We start from the raw sequence: 19,434 nt of genomic DNA on the forward strand, positions 1-19,434 counted from the left end.
CCCGGCGGGCACCGGCGAGAGAACTAGGAGAGACACCATGGGGATCGAGGAAGCTCCCTCGGGCTTCTTGCTCACCACGATCGAGGACCTCGCGGGGTACCTGCGCAAGGCGTCGCTGTGGCCCGTGACGTTCGGCCTCGCGTGCTGCGCCATCGAGATGATGGCGGCGGGCGCGTCGCGGTTCGACCTGTCGCGCTTCGGCATGGAGGTCTTCCGCGCGTCGCCGCGCCAGGCGGACCTCATGATCGTGGCCGGGCGCGTGAGCCAGAAGATGGCGCCGGTCGTGCGGCAGGTCTACGACCAGATGAGCGAGCCCAAGTGGGTCCTGTCCATGGGCGTGTGCGCGTCGAGCGGCGGCATGTTCAACAACTACGCGATCGTGCAGGGCGTCGACCACGTCGTCCCGGTCGACATCTACCTGCCCGGCTGCCCGCCGCGGCCGGAGATGCTCATCAACGCGATCCTCGCGCTGCACGACCAGATCCAGCACGAGCCGCTCGGCGTGAACCGCAAGGAGGCGGCGCGCGCCGCCGAGGCGGCGGCGCTCGAGGCGACGCCCACGTTCCAGATGAAGGGGCTGCTGCGGTGACGGACGAGAAGAGCGGCGCCGGCACGCCGGTGCCGCAGCCGGAGGAGGTGAACGGCCCCCGGTCTGCCGACCTCGTGACCGGTGCCGGGGCGCCCCGCACGCTCGAGGTCGTCGAGGTCCGCGAGGGCATGTTCGGCGTCCACGGCTCGGGCGACACGTCCGGCTACGGCGGCCTGGTGCAGCCCGTCGCGATGCCGGGCGCGAGCGCGCGCCCCTACGGCGGCTGGTTCGACGAGGTCGTGGACGTCCTCGCCGAGGTGCTCGAGGCCTCCGGCGTCGCGTTCGACGCCGCGGTCGAGCGCGTCGTCGTCGACCCGCCCGGCGCGCACGCCGAGCTGACGCTGCACGTGCACCGCGACCACCTCGTCGAGGTGTGCCGCGCGCTGCGCGACGACCAGGACCTGCGCTTCGAGCTGAGCCTGGGCGTGAGCGGCGTGCACTTCCCGCACGACGTCGGCCGCGAGCTGCACGCCGTCTACCACCTGACCTCGATCACCCACGGCCGGCGGCTGCGGCTCGAGGTGGCGGTGCCCGACGCGGACCCGCACGTGCCGTCCACGACGTCCGTCTACCCGACGAACGACTGGCACGAGCGCGAGACGTGGGACTTCTTCGGCATCGTCTTCGACGGCCACCCGTCGCTCGCGCGCATCGAGATGCCCGACGACTGGCCGGGCCACCCGCAGCGCAAGGACTACCCGCTCGGCGGGATCCCCGTCGAGTACAAGGGCGCGACCGTGCCCCCGCCCGACACGAGGAGGTCGTACTCGTGAGCACGCACACCACCGGCGCCCCCGGCGGCGCCCCGCACGCCACCCGGCCGCCCGTCGGCGACTTCGATCCCGGCGTCCCGAGCTTCGAGGCGTCCGGCGGCGACTGGGCCGAGATCGCGGAGAGCGCCGTCGCGGCCGCCGCGCTCGGCGAGGAGCGCATCGTCGTCAACATGGGCCCGCAGCACCCGTCGACGCACGGCGTGCTCCGCCTCATGCTCGAGATCGACGGCGAGACGGTCACCGAGGCGCGCTGCGGCATCGGCTACCTGCACACCGGCATCGAGAAGAACATGGAGTTCCGGACGTGGACGCAGGGCGTCACGTTCTGCACCCGCATGGACTACCTCGCGCCGCTGTTCCAGGAGACGGCGTACTGCCTCGCGGTCGAGAAGCTCCTCGGCATCACGGACGACGTGCCCGAGCGGGCGAGCGTCATCCGCGTGCTGATGATGGAGCTCAACCGCATCGCGTCCCACCTCGTGTGCCTCGGCACGGGCGGCAACGAGATGGGCGCGACGACCGTCATGACCATCGCGTTCACCGCGCGCGAGGAGATCCTGCGGATCTTCGAGGCGGTCACGGGGCTGCGCATGAACCACGCGTACGTGCGCCCGGGCGGCGTCGCGCAGGACGTGCCGCCGGACCTCGTCGAGCAGGTGCGTCGGGCGGACCCGCTCGTGCGCCGCTACCTCGGCCAGCTCGGCGACCTCATGCTCGCGAACCCCATCTTCAAGGGGCGCCTCGTCGGGGTCGGGCACCTCAACCTCGCGGGCTGCATGGCGCTCGGCGTCACGGGCCCGGTGCTGCGCTCGACGGGCCACCCGTACGACGTGCGCAAGTCCGACCCGTACTGCGGCTACGAGACGTACGACTTCGACGTCCCGACCGCGACGGGCGCCGACTGCTACGACCGCGTCGTGCTGCGGCTCGAGGAGTGCTATCAGTCGCTGCACATCGTCGCGCAGTGCCTCGACCGCCTCGAGGCGACGGCGGGCCAGCCCGTCATGGTGGGCGACCGCAAGATCGCGTGGCCCGCGCAGCTCGCGATCGGGAGCGACGGCCAGGGCAACTCGCTCGAGCACATCAAGGAGATCATGGGCTCCTCGATGGAGGCCCTGATCCACCACTTCAAGCTCGTCACCGAGGGCTTCCGGGTCCCCGTGGGGCAGGCGTGGCAGACCGTGGAGCACCCGCGCGGCGAGCTCGGGGTGCACCTCGTGTCCGACGGCGGCACGCGCCCCTACCGGGCGCACTTCCGCGACCCGTCGTTCAACAACCTCCAGGCCGTGGCGGCGATGTGCGAGGGCGGCCAGGTGGCCGACGTCGTGGTCGCGGTGGCGTCCCTGGACCCCGTGCTGGGAGGGGTGGACCGATGACCATCGACGCCGGACCTGCGACGGACGGGACGCCCGCCGGGCGGGCGCGCCCCGGGTACGACGCGGAGACGACGGCGCGGCTCGCCGCCGACGCCGCGCAGATCGTCGCGCGCTACCCCGAGTCCCGCTCCGCGCTGCTGCCGATGCTGCACCTCGTGCAGTCCGAGGACGGCTACGTGTCGCGCGACGGCATCCTGTTCTGCGCGGAGCAGCTCGGCCTCACCGCGGCGGAGGTCTCCGCCGTCGCGACGTTCTACACCCAGTACAAGCGCCACCCCAACGGCACCTACACCGTGGGCGTCTGCACGAACACCCTGTGCGCGATCATGGGCGGCGACGCGATCTTCGACGAGCTGTCGGAGCACCTCGGCGTCGGGCACGACGAGACCACCGAGGACGGCGCGATCACGCTCGAGCGCGTGGAGTGCAACGCGGCCTGCGACTACGCGCCCGTGATGATGGTCAACTGGGAGTTCTTCGACAACCAGACCCCCGGCAGCGCGACGGACGTCGTGGACCGGCTCCGCGCCGGCGAGGCCGTCGCCCCGACGCGCGGCGCGGCGAGCGTGTGCACGTTCAAGCAGATGAGCCGCGTGCTCGCCGGCTTCACCGACGGCCGCGCCGACGAGGGCGTCGGCGCGGGCGAGCCCACCCTCGCGGGCCTGCGGCTGGCGCGTGAGCACGGCTGGACCGCCCCGACCGGTGAGACGGACGCCGAGGCGGCCCCGGACGGCGGCGCCCCCGCCGGCGGTGCGCCCGACGCCGGCGAGGCGCAGTCGAGCGCCGAGCGGAAGCCGACGACCGACGCCGACGTCGACCCCGGCGGCAAGGCCGAGTCGCCCGGCACGAAGCCCGACCCGTCGAAGGGAGCGGACGCATGAGCGAGCAGCAGAGCACCGAGACCCGCCCGGCACCGGACCCGCTGACCCCGGTCCTGTCGGACACGTGGGACGCGGACCGGTCCTGGACGCTCGCGTCGTACCTGGACCGCGGCGGCTACGCGGGCCTGCGCGCGGCGCTCGGGCAGGAGCCCGGCGACGTCGTCGCGACGGTCAAGGCGTCGGGCCTGCGCGGCCGCGGCGGCGCGGGGTTCCCCACGGGCATGAAGTGGGGCTTCCTGCCCGCGCCCGACGGCGGCCCGCGCTACCTCGTCGTCAACGCGGACGAGTCCGAGCCGGGCACGTGCAAGGACATCCCGCTCATGCTCGCGAGCCCGCAGGCGCTCGTCGAGGGCGTGGCGATCACGTCGTACGCGATCGGGTGCGACCACGCGTTCATCTACGTGCGCGGCGAGGTGCTGCACGTGTACCGCCGCCTGCTGCGCGCGGTCGAGGAGGCGTACGAGGCGGGCTACCTCGGCAAGGACGTGCTCGGGTCGGGCTTCGACCTCGACGTCACGGTCCACGCCGGGGCCGGCGCGTACATCTGCGGCGAGGAGACGGCGCTGCTCGACTCGCTCGAGGGCCGCCGCGGGCAGCCGCGGCTCAAGCCGCCGTTCCCCGCGGTCGCGGGCCTGTACGCGCGGCCGACGGTCGTGAACAACGTCGAGTCGATCGCGAGCGTGCCCTCGATCGTCGCGCGCGGCGCGGACTGGTTCACGTCGATGGGCACGGAGCGCTCGGCCGGCGTCGGCCTCTTCTCGCTCTCCGGGCACGTGACGCGGCCGGGGCAGTACGAGGCTCCGCTCGGCACGACGCTTCGCGAGCTGCTCGACCTCGCGGGCGGGATGCGCGGGGGCAAGGCGCTGAAGTTCTGGACGCCGGGCGGCTCGTCGACGCCGCTGTTCACCGACGCGCACCTCGACACCCCGCTCGACTACGAGTCGGTCGCGGCGGCGGGCTCGATGCTCGGCACGCGCGCGCTCCAGCTCTTCGACGAGACGACCTGCGTCGTGCGGGCCGTGAGCCGGTGGACCGACTTCTACGCGCACGAGTCGTGCGGCAAGTGCACGCCGTGCCGCGAGGGCACGTACTGGATGAAGCAGGTGCTGGCGCGCATCGAGGCGGGCCAGGGCACGGAGGCCGACCTCGACCTGCTCCTCGACACGTGCGACAACATCCTGGGCCGCGCGTTCTGCGCGCTCGGCGACGGCGCCACGTCGCCCGTCACGAGCAGCATCGCGCTGTTCCGCGACGAGTACGAGGCGCACATCACGGAGCACCGCTGCCCGTTCGACCCGGCGGCCTCGGCGCTCTTCGACTACACGCCCCGCCCGGCCCGCGTCCTGACGGCAGGAGTGCACTGATGACGACCACGACCCCCGCCCCGGGCACCGGCTCCTCGGCCGTCGCGCCCTCGGGCGGCGCGGCCAAGCCCCCGGCCCCCGCGGACCAGGTGACGTTCACGATCGACGACATCGAGATGTCGGTGCCCAAGGGCACGCTCGTGATCCGCGCGGCCGAGCAGATCGGGATCCAGATCCCGCGGTTCTGCGACCACCCGCTGCTCGAGCCCGCCGGGGCGTGCCGCCAGTGCCTCGTCGAGGTCGCGGCGCCCGACCGCGAGGGCAACGTGCGACCCATGCCCAAGCCGCAGGCGTCGTGCACGCTCGAGGCGACGCCGGGCATGGTGGTGAAGACCCAGCGCACGAGCCCGGTCGCCGACAAGGCGCAGCACGGGATCATGGAGCTGCTGCTCATCAACCACCCGCTCGACTGCCCGGTGTGCGACAAGGGCGGCGAGTGCCCCCTGCAGAACCAGGCGATGAGCAACGGGCGCGCGACGAGCCGGTTCGTCGACGTCAAGCGCACGTTCCCGAAGCCGATCGCCGTCTCGACGACGATCCTGCTCGACCGCGAGCGCTGCGTCCTGTGCCAGCGGTGCACCCGCTTCTCGCAGGAGATCGCGGGCGACGCGTTCATCGACCTGCAGAAGCGCGGCGCCGCGCAGCAGATCGGCCGCTTCGACGAGGCCGTGCTCGACTTCGCGCCCCCCGCGGGCGAGGCGCCCGGCGACCGCCCGGTGGGCCTGGCGCTGGAGGACGAGGCCGGACTCCCGTTCGCGTCGTACTTCTCCGGCAACACCGTGCAGATCTGCCCGGTCGGCGCGCTGACGGGAGCGGCGTACCGCTTCCGGTCGCGCCCGTTCGACCTGGTCTCGACGCCGTCGGTCGCCGAGCACGACTCGTCCGGGTCGGCGATCCGCGTCGACCATCGCCGGGGCGTCGTGCTGCGCCGTCTCGCCGGCCAGGACCCGCTCGTCAACGAGGAGTGGATCACCGACCGGGACCGCTTCGCCTTCACGTGGCAGTCCGCACCGGACCGCCTCACCCACCCGCTCGTGCGCGACCGCGAGGTCGCGCCGGACGGCACGGTGACGCGCGGCGAGCTGCGCCCGGCCTCGTGGGCCGAGGCGCTCGAGGTCGCGGCCGACGCCCTGACCCGGGCCCGCGACGCGGGCGGGGTCGGCGTCCTGCCGGGCGGGCGGCTCACGGTCGAGGACGCGTACGCGTACGCCAAGCTCGCGCGCACGTGGCTGCGCACCAACGACGTCGACCACCGGGCCCGCGCGCACAGCGCGGAGGAGGCGGACTTCCTCGCGCACGCCGTCGCCGGCACCGGACTCGGCGTGACCTTCCCCGACCTCGAGAAGGCGCCCGCGGTCCTGCTCGTCGGCCTCGAGGCCGAGGAGGAGGCGGGCGTCGCGTTCCTGCGCCTGCGCAAGGGCGCGCTGCGGCACCAGGTCCGTGTGTTCTCCGTGGCGCCGTTCGCGTCGCGCGGCGTGCAGCGCATGCACGGCACGCTGCTCCCCGCCGCCCCGGGCACCGAGGCGGAGTGGCTCGACGGCATCGCCGCGGGCGACCGGGTCCGCACGCTCGACGAGGCGAGCGGCACCGACGACGTCCTCGCCGACGCGAGCGACGCGCTCCGGCAGCCGGGCGCGGTCGTCCTCGTGGGGGAGCGGCTCGCTGCGACGCCCGGCGGCTACAGCGCGCTGCTGCGCGCGGTCGCCGCGACGGGCGCGCGCGTCGCCTGGGTCCCGCGCCGAGCAGGCGAGCGGGGCGGCGTCGAGGCGGGCACGCTGCCCAACCTCCTGCCGGGCGGCCGCCCGGTCGCCGACGCCGCGGCCCGCGTGGACGTCGCGACCGTGTGGGGCGCGGCGACGACCGAGGACCACCCCGCGGGGCTGCCCACGGCCCCGGGCCGCGACCTGGGGGAGATGCTCGACGCGCTCTCGGTCGGCCAGCTCGCGGGCGTCCTCGTGGGCGGGCTCGAGCTCGACGACCTGCCCGACCCGGTGCACGCGCGCCGCGCGCTCGAGGCGGCGGACGTCGTCGTCTCGCTCGAGGTGCGGCGCTCGGCGGTGACGGAGCTCGCCGACGTCGTGCTCCCCGTCGCGCCGCCCGTGGAGCGGGCCGGGGCGTTCGTCAGCTGGGAGGGGCGCGTGCGCCCGTTCCCGGCCGCGCTCGCCTCGACCGCGATGCCCGACCACCGCGTGCTCGACGCGCTCGCGGACGCCGCCGGCGCCCCGCTCGGCCTGCCGACGCTGGAGGCCGTGCGCGCCGAGCTCGAGCAGCTCGTGGGCGACGGCGCGTGGGACGGCGCGCGCGCCGCGGCGCCCACGGTCGACGCGACCGAGCCGCCCGCCGTCGCGCCGGGGACCGCGGTCCTCGCGAGCTGGCGCCTCCTGCTCGACGACGCGCGCGGCCAGGACGGCGAGCGCTACCTCGCCGGCACCGCCAAGCGCCCCGTGGCGCGGCTGTCCGCGGCGACGGCCGCCGCGGTCGACGTGTTCGACGGCGAGCTCGTGCGGGTCGTCACCGACCGGGGCGCGGTCACGCTCCCCGTGGTGGTGACCGACATGGTCGACCACGTGGTGTGGCTGCCGCTGCGCTCGCCGGGGTCGTCCGTGCACGCCACGCTCGGCGCGGTGCCGGGCGACCTCGTCCGGCTCGAGCCGGGGACCACCGACGGAGGGGAGGGCGCATGAGCGGCCTGCACGCGCTCCACGCGCTGGCCACCGAGACGCCGGCGGTGCCCGGCATCACGGCGAACTTCTCGCAGGACAACGGCTGGACGTACCTCGTCAAGGCCGTCCTCATCCTCGTGTTCCTGCTGACGAGCGTGCTGTTCGCGATCTGGTTCGAGCGCAAGGTCGTCGCCCGCATGCAGGTGCGGCCCGGCCCGAACTGGCACGGCCCGTTCGGCCTGCTCCAGTCGCTCGCCGACGCGATGAAGCTCCTGCTCAAGGAGGACATCACCGTCAAGGCGGCCGACAAGTTCGTCTACCTGCTCGCGCCGATGATCTCCGTGTTCTGCGCGCTCCTCGTGTTCGCGGTGATCCCGTTCGGGCCCGAGGTGCAGATCCCGTTCACGGACTACGTGACGCCCGCCCAGCTCACCGACTTCCCGGTCGCGACGCTCTACATCCTCGCGTGCGCGTCGCTCGGCGTGTACGGGATCGTGCTCGGCGGCTGGTCGTCCGGCTCGACGTACCCGCTGCTCGGGTCGGTCCGCTCGACGGCCCAGGTCATCAGCTACGAGCTCGCGATGGGCCTGTCGCTCGTCTCCGTCTTCCTCATGGCGGGGTCGATGTCGACCTCGCGCATCGTCGACTCGCAGACGCAGCTGTGGTGGTTCCTCCCGCTCCTGCCGGCGTTCGTCATCTACGTGATCTCCATGGTCGGCGAGACGAACCGCCTCCCGTTCGACCTCCCCGAGGCCGAGGGCGAGCTCGTGTCGGGGTACATGACCGAGTACTCGTCGATGAAGTTCGCGTGGTTCTTCCTCGCGGAGTACATCAACATGCTCAACGTCTCCGCGGTCGCGACGACGCTGTTCCTCGGCGGGTGGCGCGCGCCGTGGCCGCTCTCGGCGATCAACGACGGGATGTTCAACGAGGGCTGGTGGCCCATCCTCTGGTTCCTCGTCAAGGTCTGGGCCGTCATGTTCTTCTTCGTGTGGGTGCGCGGCACGCTGCTGCGCCTGCGCTACGACCAGTTCATGCGCTTCGGCTGGAAGGTCCTCATCCCCTTCGCGCTCGCGTGGCTCGTGCTGCTCGCCGTCGCCCAGGCCGTGCGCCAGTTCCTCGACGTGGACCTGCGCGTGTTCATCGGGATCGCGGTCGCGATAGCCCTCGTGGTGGTGGTCGTCGTCTGGTTCTGGCCCGAGAAGAAGGCGCCGCCCGGGGCGGCTCCGCGCGCCGCGGGCGCCGCGCCCGAGCCGTTCGACGCGTTCGCCGGCGGCTTCCCCGTCCCGCCGCTGCCCGGCCAGTCGCTCCCGCCCTCGCCGCGCCGTCGGGCCCTCGTGCCCGACGACGCGGGCACCGCCCGGGCGCCCGCCGCACCGGGTGCCGGTGCTCCCCGCGACACACCGCACGACAAGGAGGTCGACCGTGGCTGACGACCAGAAGCCGGACCGGCCGGGCGAGTACGAGGTCCGCCGCCCGCAGGCGAAGGGCCTGCGCGAGCTCGTCGCGCCCGTCGCCGGGTTCGGCGTGACCTTCTCCTCGATGTTCCGGCCGACCGTGACGGAGCAGTACCCGCGCCAGAAGGTGCCGCCCAAGCCGCGCTACCACGGCCGGCACCAGCTCAACCGGTACCCCGACGGGCTGGAGAAGTGCATCGGGTGCGAGCTGTGCGCGTGGGCGTGCCCGGCGGACGCGATCTACGTCGAGGGCGCGGACAACGCCGACCTCCCCGACGGCGGCCACATGTCGCCCGGCGAGCGGTACGGCCGCGTCTACCAGATCAACTACCTGCGCTGCATCTTCTGCGGGCTGTGCATCGAGGCGTGCCCGACGCGCGCGCTGACGATGACCAACGAGTACGAGCTCGCCGGGCCGACGCGCGAGGGCATGATCTGGGAGAAGCAGGACCTCCTCGCGCCGCTGCGCGAGGGCATGCTCGCCGCGCCGCACCCGATGGTGCCCGGGACGTCGGACACCGAGTACTACCGCGGGGAGGTGAGCGGCCCGGTGGCCGAGCAGGTGGAGTGGGTGCGCGAGCACCGGCCGGACGACCCGACGCTCCCGCCGGAGCAGGCGGGCCGCGAGCCGGAGGTCCGGCGGGTCACGCAGCCGTCCGGGCGGTCCGCCCGTCCGTCGGCCCGGAAGGGCGCGCGGTGATCGGGGGCGGCGGCGAGGCGGTCCTGTTCTGGGTACTCGCCCCTCTCATGGTGCTCGCGGCGCTCTCGCTGCTCTTCGCACGCAAGGCGGTGCACGCCGCCATCGCGGTCATGTTCGTCATGGTCGACCTCGCGATCCTCTACATCGCGCAGGAGGCGTCGTTCCTCGGCGTCGTCCAGGTGGTCGTCTACACGGGCGCCGTGATGATGCTCTTCCTCTTCGTGCTCATGCTCGTCGGCGTCGACGCGTCGGACTCGCTCGTCGAGACGATCCGCGGCCAGCGCTGGATCGGCGTGCTGCTCGGGCTGGGGCTCGGGGCCGTGCTGGTCGGCGTCGTCTCGCAGGCGGCGTTCCCGCCCGCGGTCGGCCTCGAGGCCGCGAACGCGGTGACGAACCCGACGGCGCTCGCGCGCGTGCTCTTCGCGGACTACGTGTTCGCGATGGAGGTCGTGGGCATCCTGCTCATCACCGCCGCGGTCTCGGCGCTCGTGCTCACGCACCGGCGCCGGCTCACCCCGAAGGTCGGCCAGCGCGAGCAGGCGGACGCGAAGGTCGCGGCACTGCCGTCGGGCGGCCGACTCACGCCGCTCGCCGCGCCCGGCGTCTACGCGCAGAACAACGCGATGGACACGCCGGCCCTCGACCCGCAGGGCCGGCCCATCGAGGAGTCGGTGTCCCGCATCCTGCGGATCCGCGGCCAGGAGCGCTCGGCCGGCACGATCCTCGAGGCCGAGCGCGACGTGCTCGTCGAGCACGAGCCGCACCGCGCCCTGCCGGCGCTGCGGGCCCAGGACGCGAACGAGCGCGTGGTGCAGGCCGCGACGGCCGAGCAGCCCGAGGGCGAGCCGCCCGCCGGCGACGTCGCGGGTCCCGACGACCCGGGCCGGTCCCGCGTGCCCGGCGCGACCCCGGGAGGAGAGGACTGATGGAGCTCACCCACTACCTCGTGCTGGCCTCGATCCTCTTCGCGATCGGCGCCGCGACGGTCCTGCTGCGCCGCAACGCGATCATCGTGTTCATGGGCGTCGAGCTCATGCTCAACGCGACCAACCTCGCGTTCGTCACGTTCGCCCGCATGCACGGCGACGTGACCGGCCAGGTCCTCGCGTTCTTCGTCATGGTGGTCGCGGCGGCGGAGGTCGTCGTCGGCCTCGCGATCATCGTGTCCATCTTCCGCACCCGTCGGTCCGCCTCGGTCGACGACGTCAACCTGCTCAAGAGCTGAGGGGCCGGCACCGATGACGATGCTCCTTCCCGCCCTGCCGTCGGCGGGCGGACTGCTGACCGCGACCGACGTCGTGCCCGCGACCGAGACGGTCCCCGGCGCGTTCCTCGCCGCACCGCTGCTCGTGCTGCTCCCGCTCGTCGGGGCGGCCGTCCTGCTGCTCGCGGGCCGCCGCAGCGACCGCTGGGGCGCCTGGTTCGGCGTGCTCATGTCCGCCGCGGCGTTCGTCGTGGGCCTGGTCCTCTTCGTGTCGATGCTGGGCCTCCCGGTCGACGAGCGCGTCGTGGACTACCGCCTGTTCGACTGGATCGCGTCCGGCGGGCTCGACCTCGCCGTCGGCCTGCGGATCGACCCGCTGTCCCTGACGTTCGTGCTCCTCGTGACGTTCGTGGGCACGCTCATCCACGTCTACGCGGTCGCCTACATGGCGCACGACCGCGACCGACGCCGGTTCTTCGCGTACCTCAACCTGTTCGTCGCGGCGATGCTCGTCCTCGTCCTCGCCGACTCGTTCCTCCTGCTGTTCGTCGGCTGGGAGGGCGTGGGCCTCGCGTCGTACCTGCTCATCGGGTTCTGGAACCACAACCGGGCGTACGCGGTCGCGGCGAAGAAGGCGTTCGTCATGAACCGCGTGGGCGACATCGGTCTCATCGTCGCGCTCATGCTCATGTTCGCGACGTTCGGCGCGCTCGACTTCAGCACCGTGTTCGCTCGCGTGCCGGAGGCCTCGACCGCGCTGCTCACGGCGACGGGCCTCGCGCTCCTGCTCGCGGCGTGCGGCAAGTCCGCGCAGTTCCCGCTCCAGGCGTGGCTCGGGGACGCGATGGCCGGCCCGACGCCGGTCTCCGCCCTCATCCACGCGGCCACCATGGTCACGGCGGGCGTCTACCTCGTCGTGCGGTCCGCGCCGATCTTCGAGGGCGCGCCGACGGCGCAGCTCGTCGTGGTGATCGTCGGTGCGGTGACGCTGCTCTTCGGGGCGATCGTCGGCTGCGCGAAGGACGACATCAAGAAGGCGCTCGCCGCGTCGACCATGTCGCAGATCGGCTACATGATCCTCGCCGCCGGGCTCGGCCCGATCGGCTACGCGTTCGCGATCTTCCACCTCGTGACGCACGGCTTCTTCAAGGCCGGCATGTTCCTCGGTGCCGGGTCGGTCATGCACGGCATGGACGACCAGGTCGACATGCGCCGCTTCGGTGGCCTGGCCCGGTACATGAAGGTCACGTGGATCACGTTCATGATGGGCTGGCTCGCGATCCTCGGGATCCCGCCGTTCTCGGGCTTCTGGAGCAAGGACAAGATCATCGAGGCCGCCTTCGTCCCCGTCGACGGCGAGCCGTGGCGGGCCTGGGTCTTCGGCGGCGTCGCGCTCCTCGGCGCGGGCATCACCGCGTTCTACATGTCGCGCCTGTTCTTCATGACGTTCTCCGGACGCCGTCGCTGGAACGACGGCAGCGGCTCCGTGGACGGCCTCGGCCCGCAGGACGGTCCCGTCCAGCACCCGCACGAGTCCCCGCGTCTCATGACGTGGCCGATGATCGTGCTCGCCGTCGGGTCGGTGGCCCTGGGCGGCGTCCTCGCAGCGGGCTCGCGCTTCGTCACGTGGCTCGAGCCCGTCACGGGGCACGCCGAGCACCACGAGCCGGTGCTGCCCGTCTGGTCGCTCATCGCCCTGACGCTCCTGCTCGTCCTCGCTGGCGCGGCCCTCGCGTGGCGCCAGTACGCGATGTCGAGCGTCCCGGTCCGCGCCCCGCGCGGCTCGGTGCTCACGCGCGCGGCCCGGCGCGACCTGTACCAGGACGACGTCAACGAGACCGTGTTCATGCGCCCCGGCCAGTACCTCACGCGCTCGCTCGTCTACGCCGACAAGGAGATGGTCGACGGCGGCTGGATGGGCCTGGCGGGCCTCGTCGGCAAGGTGGGGGAGTGGCTCCGCGGCTGGCAGAACGGCTACGTGCGCTCGTACGGCGCGACGATGCTCGGCGGCCTCGTGGTCGTCGTCGCCGTCGTCCTCGCCCTGACCACCGGCTCCGCGAGCTGAGAGGAAGACACCCATGACCACCTCCGTCCCCTGGTTGTCCCTGCTCATCGCCTGGCCCCTGGTGGGTGCCGCGGCGGTGTGGCTCACGGCCGCCGCCCGCACGCGCGGCGTCGGTGCCGGCGCGCTGCGTGCCGTGCGCGGCATCGCGCTCGGCGCGGCGCTCGTCGAGCTCGGCCTGCTCGTCGGCGCGTTCACCGCGTTCGACACGTCGGCGGCGGGCACCCACCAGCTCGCCGAGACGTACCGCTGGATCCCGCAGATCGGGGCGAGCTACGCGGTGGGCGCCGACGGCGTCGCGCTCGCGCTCGTCGCGCTCTCGGTGCTGCTGGTCCCGCTCGTCGTGCTCGCCGCGTGGAAGGAGCAGGACGGCGACGTCCGCCGCCTGCGCCACTACCTCGCGCTCGTGCTGCTGCTCGAGGCGTTCATGGTCGCGGTGTTCGTCGCGCGCGACGTGTTCCTCTTCTACGTGCTGTTCGAGGCCATGCTGATCCCGGTCTACTTCATGATCGGCGGGTTCGGCGTCGGGGCACGGCGGCGCTACGCCGCCGTGAAGTTCCTGCTGTTCTCGCTCGCGGGCGGCCTCATCATGCTCGCGGCCGTCATCGCGCTCTACGTGCAGGTGCCGATCGACCCGGCCACGGGCGCGCGGCCCGAGGACGCGTTCCTCACGGCGAACCTCGTGGGGTACTTCGCGGAGAACCCGATGCCGGTGACGATCGAGCGGCTGCTGTTCCTCGGCTTCTTCCTCGCCTTCGCCATCAAGGCGCCGCTCTTCCCCGTGCACACCTGGCTGCCCGACGCCGCGCAGCACGCGCCCGCCGGGACGTCCACGCTGCTCGTCGGCGTCCTGGACAAGGTGGGCACGTTCGGGATGCTCACGCTGTGCCTGCCGCTGTTCCCGAACGCGAGCAGGTGGGCGGCGCCTGTCGTCGTCGTGCTCGCCGTGGTGTCGATCCTCTACGGCGCGCTCATGGCGATCGGGCAGAGCGACCTCATGCGCCTCATCGCCTACACGTCGGTGTCGCACTTCGGGTTCATCGTGCTCGGCATCTTCGCGTTCACGTCGCTCAGCGTGTCCGGCGCGTCGCTCTACATGGTGAACCACGGCATCTCGACCGGGGCGCTGTTCCTCCTCGCGGGCTTCCTCGTCGCGCGGCACCCCGAGCGGTCGCAGCGCATCGCGGACTACGGCGGCCTCCAGAAGGTCGTCCCGGTGCTCGCGGGCACGTTCCTCGTGGCCGGCCTGTCCGCGCTGTCGCTGCCGGGCCTGTCGACGTTCGTCAGCGAGATCATGGTCCTCGTCGGGACGTTCGCGCGCAGCCCGTGGGCCGCGCTCGTCGCGGTGCTCGGCGTCGTGCTCGCCGCGCTCTACGTGCTCCTCACCTACCAGCGGGTCTTCACGGGCGGCACGCGCGAGGGGCTGGAACAGCTCCCTGACCTGGGCGCGCGCGAGAAGTGGGTCGTCGCGCCGCTGCTGGTCGCCCTCCTCGTCCTCGGGTTCTACCCGGCACCCGCGCTCGACCTCGTGCGCGAGCCCGCGGAGGTGACGCTCTCCGACCTCGCGGTCGCGGGCGTCGAGGACCCGCCGCGCTCCGACCCGTTCGCCGCGGGGACCGAGCAGGTCTCCTCGGGCCAGGGCACGTCCGTCACTCGTAGCTCCGACGAAGGGAGCGAGTCGTGAACGACTCCTTCGTGGCCCCCACGGTCGACTGGCTGTACCTCGCCCCGGTCCTCGTCGTGCTCGGCGCCGGCGTCGTCGGCGTGCTCGTCGAGGCGTTCGTCCCGGCGCGCGTCCGGCGCACGGTGCAGGTCGTCCTGGCCCTGCTGGCGACGGCCGTGGCGCTCGCGTTCGTCGTCGTGCTGTGGCGCGACCCCGCCGTCCAGGGCACGGACGGCGCCGCCTACGGCGTGCGGGTGCTCGGCGGGTCGATGGTCATCGACCCCTTCGGGCTCGCGGTCCAGGGGATCGTCGTGCTGCTCGCGTTCCTCGCGATCCTCGTGATCGCCGACCGGACGTCGACCGGCCAGGACGCGTTCGCGCCGTCCGCGGCCGCCGTCCCCGGCTCGCCGTACGAGGACCTCACGCGGCGCAAGGGGCTCGAGCAGACCGAGGTCTACCCGCTCGTGCTGTTCGCCGTCGGCGGCATGATGATCTTCCCCGCCACGGGGAACCTGCTCGTGATGTTCGTCGCGCTCGAGGTGCTCTCGCTCCCGCTGTACGTGCTGTCCGCGATGTCCCGGCGTCGGCGCCTGCTGTCCCAGGAGGCGTCGTTCAAGTACTTCCTGCTCGGCGCGTTCGCGTCCGCGCTGTTCGTGTTCGGCGTCGCCCTCGTCTACGGGTTCGCCGGCTCGGTGGACCTCGTCGAGGTGTACCGCGCGCTCGCGACGCCCGAGGGCCCGCTCGCGACCATGCCGGGTCTCGTCGTCGTCGGGGCCCTGCTCATCCTCGCGGGGCTGCTCTTCAAGATCGGCGCGGCGCCGTTCCACTCGTGGACCCCCGACGTCTACCAGGGGGCCCCGACACCGATCACGGGCTTCATGGCGGCGTGCACCAAGGCGGCGGCGTTCGGCGCGCTCCTGCGCGTGCTGTACGTCGTGAGCCTCGGCCTCGCGCAGTCGTCGCCGGCCACGCGCGAGGACCTGTTCGTCGCGCTGTGGATCGTCACGCTGCTCACCATGGTCGTCGGGACCGTCGTCGGTGCCGTGCAGACCGACGTCAAGCGGCTCCTCGCGTACTCGTCGATCGCCCACGCGGGGTTCATCCTCGTCGGTGTCCTCGGGTTCTCCCAGCTCTCGCTGCGGGCGACGGTGTTCTACCTCCTCGTCTACGGCCTCGCGACGGTCGGCGCCTTCGCGGTCGTCACGCTCGTCCGCGAGACGGCCCCCGTGCGCGAGCGGGTGCCCGCGACCGTCGGGGCGGGCGCCGGGGGAGCCGACGGCTCGGACGCGGCGGACAACGTCACGGACGGCTCGTCGCGGGAGCCCGTCGCCGTGCTCGGCGAGGCGACGCACCTCGCCCAGTGGGCAGGGCTGGGGCGACGCAGCCCCTGGCTCGCGGGCGTCTTCTCGCTCTTCCTGCTCTCCATGGCGGGCATCCCGCTGACGGCCGGGTTCGTGGCCAAGTTCACCGCGTTCGGCGCGGCGATCGCCGGCCCCGACGGGCAGGGCGGCGGCTCCACCTGGGTGCTCGCGGTGGTCGGAGTGCTCGCCTCGGCCGTGGCGGTGTTCTTCTACGTCCGTCTCATCGTCCTGATGTTCTTCACGGCGCCGTCCGGCGGCGTGAGCGACGCGGCGGACGGCGGCGCGGACGCCTCGGAGGGCACCGGCGTGACCGTCGTGCGGTCGACCGGACCGACGACCGTGGCGATCGCGGTGTGCGCGATCGGGGTGCTCCTCCTCGGTGTGTTCCCCTCCCCGGTTCTCGATCTGGCGGCCGAGGCGGTTAAGTTCGTCCCGTGACCTCCGTGCCTCCCGTCCCCTCCGCGCCCGCCGGGCCCCGTGGTCCGCGTGAGCGGACCGCTCCCGTGACGACCACCGCGATCCCGATCTCGGACCCCGAGCTCGCGGTCGCGCTCACCGAGCGCCTGGCGGAGGTCGAGACCCGGCTCCGGGCCGCCGTCGCGCACGCCGACCCGCTCGCGGACACGGCGTCGCGGCACCTCGTCAACGCCGGGGGCAAGCGCCTGCGCCCCCTGCTCACGCTGCTCGCGGCCGAGCTCGGGGACGGGGCACGGCCCGAGGTCGCGGAGGCGGCCGTCGTCGTCGAGCTCACGCACCTCGCGTCGCTCTACCACGACGACGTCATGGACTCCGCGCCCGTGCGGCGCGGTGCGCCGTCCGCGCACGCGGTGTGGGGGAACTCCGTCGCGATCATGGTCGGTGACCTGCTGTTCGCGCGCGCCGCGTCGACGGTCGCGGCGCTCGGCCCGGAGGCCGTGCTCATCCAGGCCCGCACGTTCGAGCGGCTCTGCCTCGGCCAGCTCCACGAGACCACCGGACCGGGGGAGGGCGACGACCCCGTCGAGCACTACCTCGAGGTCCTCGCGGACAAGACGGCGTCGCTCCTGTCGACGTCCGCGCGGCTCGGCGCGATGTTCGCCGGCTGCCCGGCCGACGTCGTCGAGACGGTCGCGGCGTACGGCGAGCGGCTGGGGGTCGCCTTCCAGCTCGCCGACGACGTCCTGGACCTCGCGTCCTCCGGCGACGAGTCGGGCAAGACGCCCGGCACCGACCTGCGCGAGAAGGTCCCGACGATGCCGGTCCTCCTGCTGCGCGCGCGCATCGCCCAGGGGACCGCGACGGAGGACGACGCGGCGCTCGTCGCGCTGCTCGACTCCGACCTGACCGACGACGCCGCGCTCGCGGCCGCCGTCGCGGCGCTGCGCCGGCACGAGGTGCTCGCCGAGACGCGCGCGCTCGCCGTCCGGTGGGCCCGCTCCGCGGTCGACGAGCTCGACGCGCTGCCCGCCGGGCCGGTGAGCGACGCGCTGCGCTCCTTCGCGGAGGCCCTGGCGGACCGCGCCGCCTGACCCCTCGACGGGGTGAACTTTCCGGCGCCGGGCGTCCTGCCCGTGGGGCCGCCCCGGTGCCCGGGCCGGTTGCCCGGAACACCCGTCCGGCCCGGCGGGGTGCGCCAGGCGGGACGGCGAGCGGCGTCCGGAGAGCCGGGGCGCGCGGTCTGAGAGGGGAGTTCTCCCCATGGGACGGGTGGCGGATCTCACTCGCCCTCCCGTTATCCTCGGTTGCGCGATCGGTGGGGCCGCCTGGCAAGTGCGTGATCGAGGGGGCCGGTTGAAGGGCACCGATCGCCTCCCGATCCGGCTCCTCGGAGGACTTGTGGGTTTCCTGGCGCGCCTGCGTGAGCACCGCCGTCCCGTCGCGTCCATGAGCACCGACGACTCGGGCGTGCGGGAGACGAGGACGTCCGCCGGCCTGCCGGGGCGGTTCGACGACGAGCCCCCGCCGACGGACCGCACGCCCGACGCGGGCAGCGATCGGCTCGAGGTGCAGCAGGACGCAGCCCGCGTGCTCTTCGAGGAGGCCGTCACCGGGACCGCCTCGACCGTGGACGTCGCGCACCTCGAGCTCGACCGGCAGGCGAGGCTCCCGGCGGGGGCGAAGGTCCCGGCCGACACGAGGGGGACGCGTTCCGCGGGCGCGTGCACGACGCGGCGACGGACGAGCGCGGCGACGCCGGGTCCCGCGTCGACGGCCGGCCGGGCGGCTCGGCGCGGATCGAGACGACCATCGGGAGCACGAACACCATGACGTGGTACCAGCGCGGACCGCGCCCCACCTCGGACAGCACAGCGAACGGAAGCGACGAATGACCACCATGACCCCCGAGCAGGCCACCTGGTTCGCTCAGACCTTCGACCGCCTCGTCGGCAACGTGGGCCAGGCCGTCCTGGGCAAGGCGCACGTGGTGCGCCTGACCCTGACGTGCATGCTCTCCGAGGGCCACATCCTCCTCGAGGACGCGCCCGGCACCGGCAAGACCTCGCTGGCGCGCGCCCTCGCGGCGAGCGTCCAGGGCACGAACAACCGCATCCAGTTCACCCCGGACCTCCTGCCCTCCGACGTGACGGGCGTGACGATCTACGACCAGAAGACGGGGAAGTTCGAGTTCCACCAGGGCCCGATCTTCGCCTCGATCGTCCTGGCCGACGAGATCAACCGCGCGTCGCCCAAGACGCAGTCGGCGCTCCTCGAGGTCATGGAGGAGGGGCAGGTCACCGTCGACGGCGTGGGGCACGACGTGGGCCGCCCGTTCATGGTGATCGCGACGCAGAACCCCATCGAGCAGGCCGGCACGTACCGCCTGCCCGAGGCGCAGCTCGACCGCTTCCTCATGAAGGCGTCGATCGGCTACCCGGACCACGCCTCGACGGTCGAGATCCTCTCGGGCGCGTCGGTCCGCGACCGGAGCAAGACGCTCCAGCCGCTCATCACGACGCAGGCCGTGACGGAGATGGCCGAGCTCGGCGCGCGCGTGCACGTCGACGGCGCGGTGCTCGAGTACGTCTCCCGGCTCGCCGAGGAGACGCGCAACGCGCCCGAGGTCCGGGTCGGCGTCTCCGTCCGTGGTGCGCTCGCCCTCGTGCGGTGCGCGAAGGTCTGGGCCGCGGCGCACGGGCGCAACTACGTCCTGCCGGACGACGTCAAGGAGCTGGCGCAGCCGGCGTGGGCGCACCGCCTCGTGCTCGACCCCGAGGCCGAGTTCGCGGGCGCGACGAACGAGGCCGTGCTCGGCCGTCTGCTCGCCGACGTCGCTGCGCCGCAGGAGCGCCGCAGCGCCTGACGCGTCCGGCGTCCCGCACGCCGGCCGCACGCCGTCCCGCCGCCGGCGGACCGACGACCCG

At 73.3% G+C, this 19,434-nt stretch carries 16 protein-coding genes; all 16 read left to right on the top strand.

Annotated features, from left to right (window positions below):
- Positions 1-37 precede the first annotated feature (37 nt).
- The 16 genes from AC3WT4_RS08375 (at position 38) to AC3WT4_RS08450 (ending at position 19,373) form a co-directional block, all read left to right on the top strand.
- Positions 38-589 carry a NuoB/complex I 20 kDa subunit family protein gene (locus AC3WT4_RS08375; RefSeq protein WP_021481794.1) on the top strand — a complete coding sequence of 184 codons (552 nt, stop codon included), beginning with the start codon at positions 38-40 and terminating at the stop codon, positions 587-589.
- The gene (locus AC3WT4_RS08380) at positions 586-1,362 is read left to right on the top strand and encodes an NADH-quinone oxidoreductase subunit C (RefSeq protein ID WP_083385238.1); all 777 of its coding nucleotides are present in this window, start codon (positions 586-588) and stop codon (positions 1,360-1,362) included. Before AC3WT4_RS08375 ends, AC3WT4_RS08380 begins: the two co-directional genes overlap by 4 nt.
- Positions 1,359-2,738, top strand: coding sequence for an NADH-quinone oxidoreductase subunit D (locus tag AC3WT4_RS08385; RefSeq protein WP_074808817.1), 1,380 nt, complete (start codon positions 1,359-1,361; stop codon positions 2,736-2,738). Before AC3WT4_RS08380 ends, AC3WT4_RS08385 begins: the two co-directional genes overlap by 4 nt.
- The gene (gene nuoE, locus AC3WT4_RS08390) at positions 2,735-3,619 is read left to right on the top strand and encodes an NADH-quinone oxidoreductase subunit NuoE (RefSeq protein ID WP_074808820.1); all 885 of its coding nucleotides are present in this window, start codon (positions 2,735-2,737) and stop codon (positions 3,617-3,619) included. Before AC3WT4_RS08385 ends, nuoE begins: the two co-directional genes overlap by 4 nt.
- Positions 3,616-4,983 carry an NADH-quinone oxidoreductase subunit NuoF gene (nuoF, locus tag AC3WT4_RS08395; protein WP_459254858.1) on the top strand — a complete coding sequence of 456 codons (1,368 nt, stop codon included), beginning with the start codon at positions 3,616-3,618 and terminating at the stop codon, positions 4,981-4,983. The genes nuoE and nuoF overlap by 4 nt, the downstream gene beginning before the upstream one ends.
- On the top strand, positions 4,983-7,667 hold the full coding sequence (locus tag AC3WT4_RS08400; protein ID WP_400110925.1) for an NADH-quinone oxidoreductase subunit G: 2,685 nt from the start codon (positions 4,983-4,985) through the stop codon (positions 7,665-7,667). Before nuoF ends, AC3WT4_RS08400 begins: the two co-directional genes overlap by 1 nt.
- Positions 7,664-9,079, top strand: a complete 1,416-nt coding sequence (nuoH, locus tag AC3WT4_RS08405) for an NADH-quinone oxidoreductase subunit NuoH (RefSeq protein WP_074808826.1) — start codon at positions 7,664-7,666, stop codon at positions 9,077-9,079. Before AC3WT4_RS08400 ends, nuoH begins: the two co-directional genes overlap by 4 nt.
- Positions 9,072-9,803, top strand: coding sequence for an NADH-quinone oxidoreductase subunit NuoI (gene nuoI / locus AC3WT4_RS08410; RefSeq protein ID WP_074808827.1), 732 nt, complete (start codon positions 9,072-9,074; stop codon positions 9,801-9,803). The genes nuoH and nuoI overlap by 8 nt, the downstream gene beginning before the upstream one ends.
- Positions 9,803-10,729 (top strand): NADH-quinone oxidoreductase subunit J, encoded by a 927-nt coding sequence (locus AC3WT4_RS08415; RefSeq protein ID WP_492315306.1) that lies wholly within the window; start codon positions 9,803-9,805, stop codon positions 10,727-10,729. Before nuoI ends, AC3WT4_RS08415 begins: the two co-directional genes overlap by 1 nt.
- Positions 10,729-11,028, top strand: a complete 300-nt coding sequence (gene nuoK, locus AC3WT4_RS08420; RefSeq protein ID WP_074808829.1) for an NADH-quinone oxidoreductase subunit NuoK — start codon at positions 10,729-10,731, stop codon at positions 11,026-11,028. Before AC3WT4_RS08415 ends, nuoK begins: the two co-directional genes overlap by 1 nt.
- Positions 11,029-11,041: 13 nt before the next feature.
- A complete protein-coding gene (gene nuoL / locus AC3WT4_RS08425; protein WP_492315228.1) occupies positions 11,042-13,072 on the top strand; it encodes an NADH-quinone oxidoreductase subunit L in 2,031 nt (676 codons plus the stop codon).
- A gap of 13 nt (positions 13,073-13,085) precedes the next feature.
- Positions 13,086-14,753, top strand: a complete 1,668-nt coding sequence (locus AC3WT4_RS08430; RefSeq protein WP_074808830.1) for an NADH-quinone oxidoreductase subunit M — start codon at positions 13,086-13,088, stop codon at positions 14,751-14,753.
- A complete protein-coding gene (nuoN, locus tag AC3WT4_RS08435) occupies positions 14,750-16,531 on the top strand; it encodes an NADH-quinone oxidoreductase subunit NuoN (RefSeq protein ID WP_074808832.1) in 1,782 nt (593 codons plus the stop codon). The genes AC3WT4_RS08430 and nuoN overlap by 4 nt, the downstream gene beginning before the upstream one ends.
- Before the next feature lie 65 nt (positions 16,532-16,596).
- Complete coding sequence (locus AC3WT4_RS08440) at positions 16,597-17,601, top strand: polyprenyl synthetase family protein (protein WP_492315229.1); 1,005 nt, start codon at positions 16,597-16,599, stop codon at positions 17,599-17,601.
- Positions 17,602-17,956: 355 nt separating this feature from the next.
- Positions 17,957-18,340: a hypothetical protein gene (locus AC3WT4_RS08445; RefSeq protein ID WP_400110918.1), complete on the top strand. Its 384-nt coding sequence runs from the start codon at positions 17,957-17,959 to the stop codon at positions 18,338-18,340.
- Positions 18,341-18,398: 58 nt separating this feature from the next.
- A complete protein-coding gene (locus tag AC3WT4_RS08450) occupies positions 18,399-19,373 on the top strand; it encodes an AAA family ATPase (RefSeq protein ID WP_074808837.1) in 975 nt (324 codons plus the stop codon).
- Positions 19,374-19,434 lie beyond the last annotated feature (61 nt).

It is taken from the genome of Cellulosimicrobium sp. EB106-03-01-XG111 (assembly GCF_058792115.1).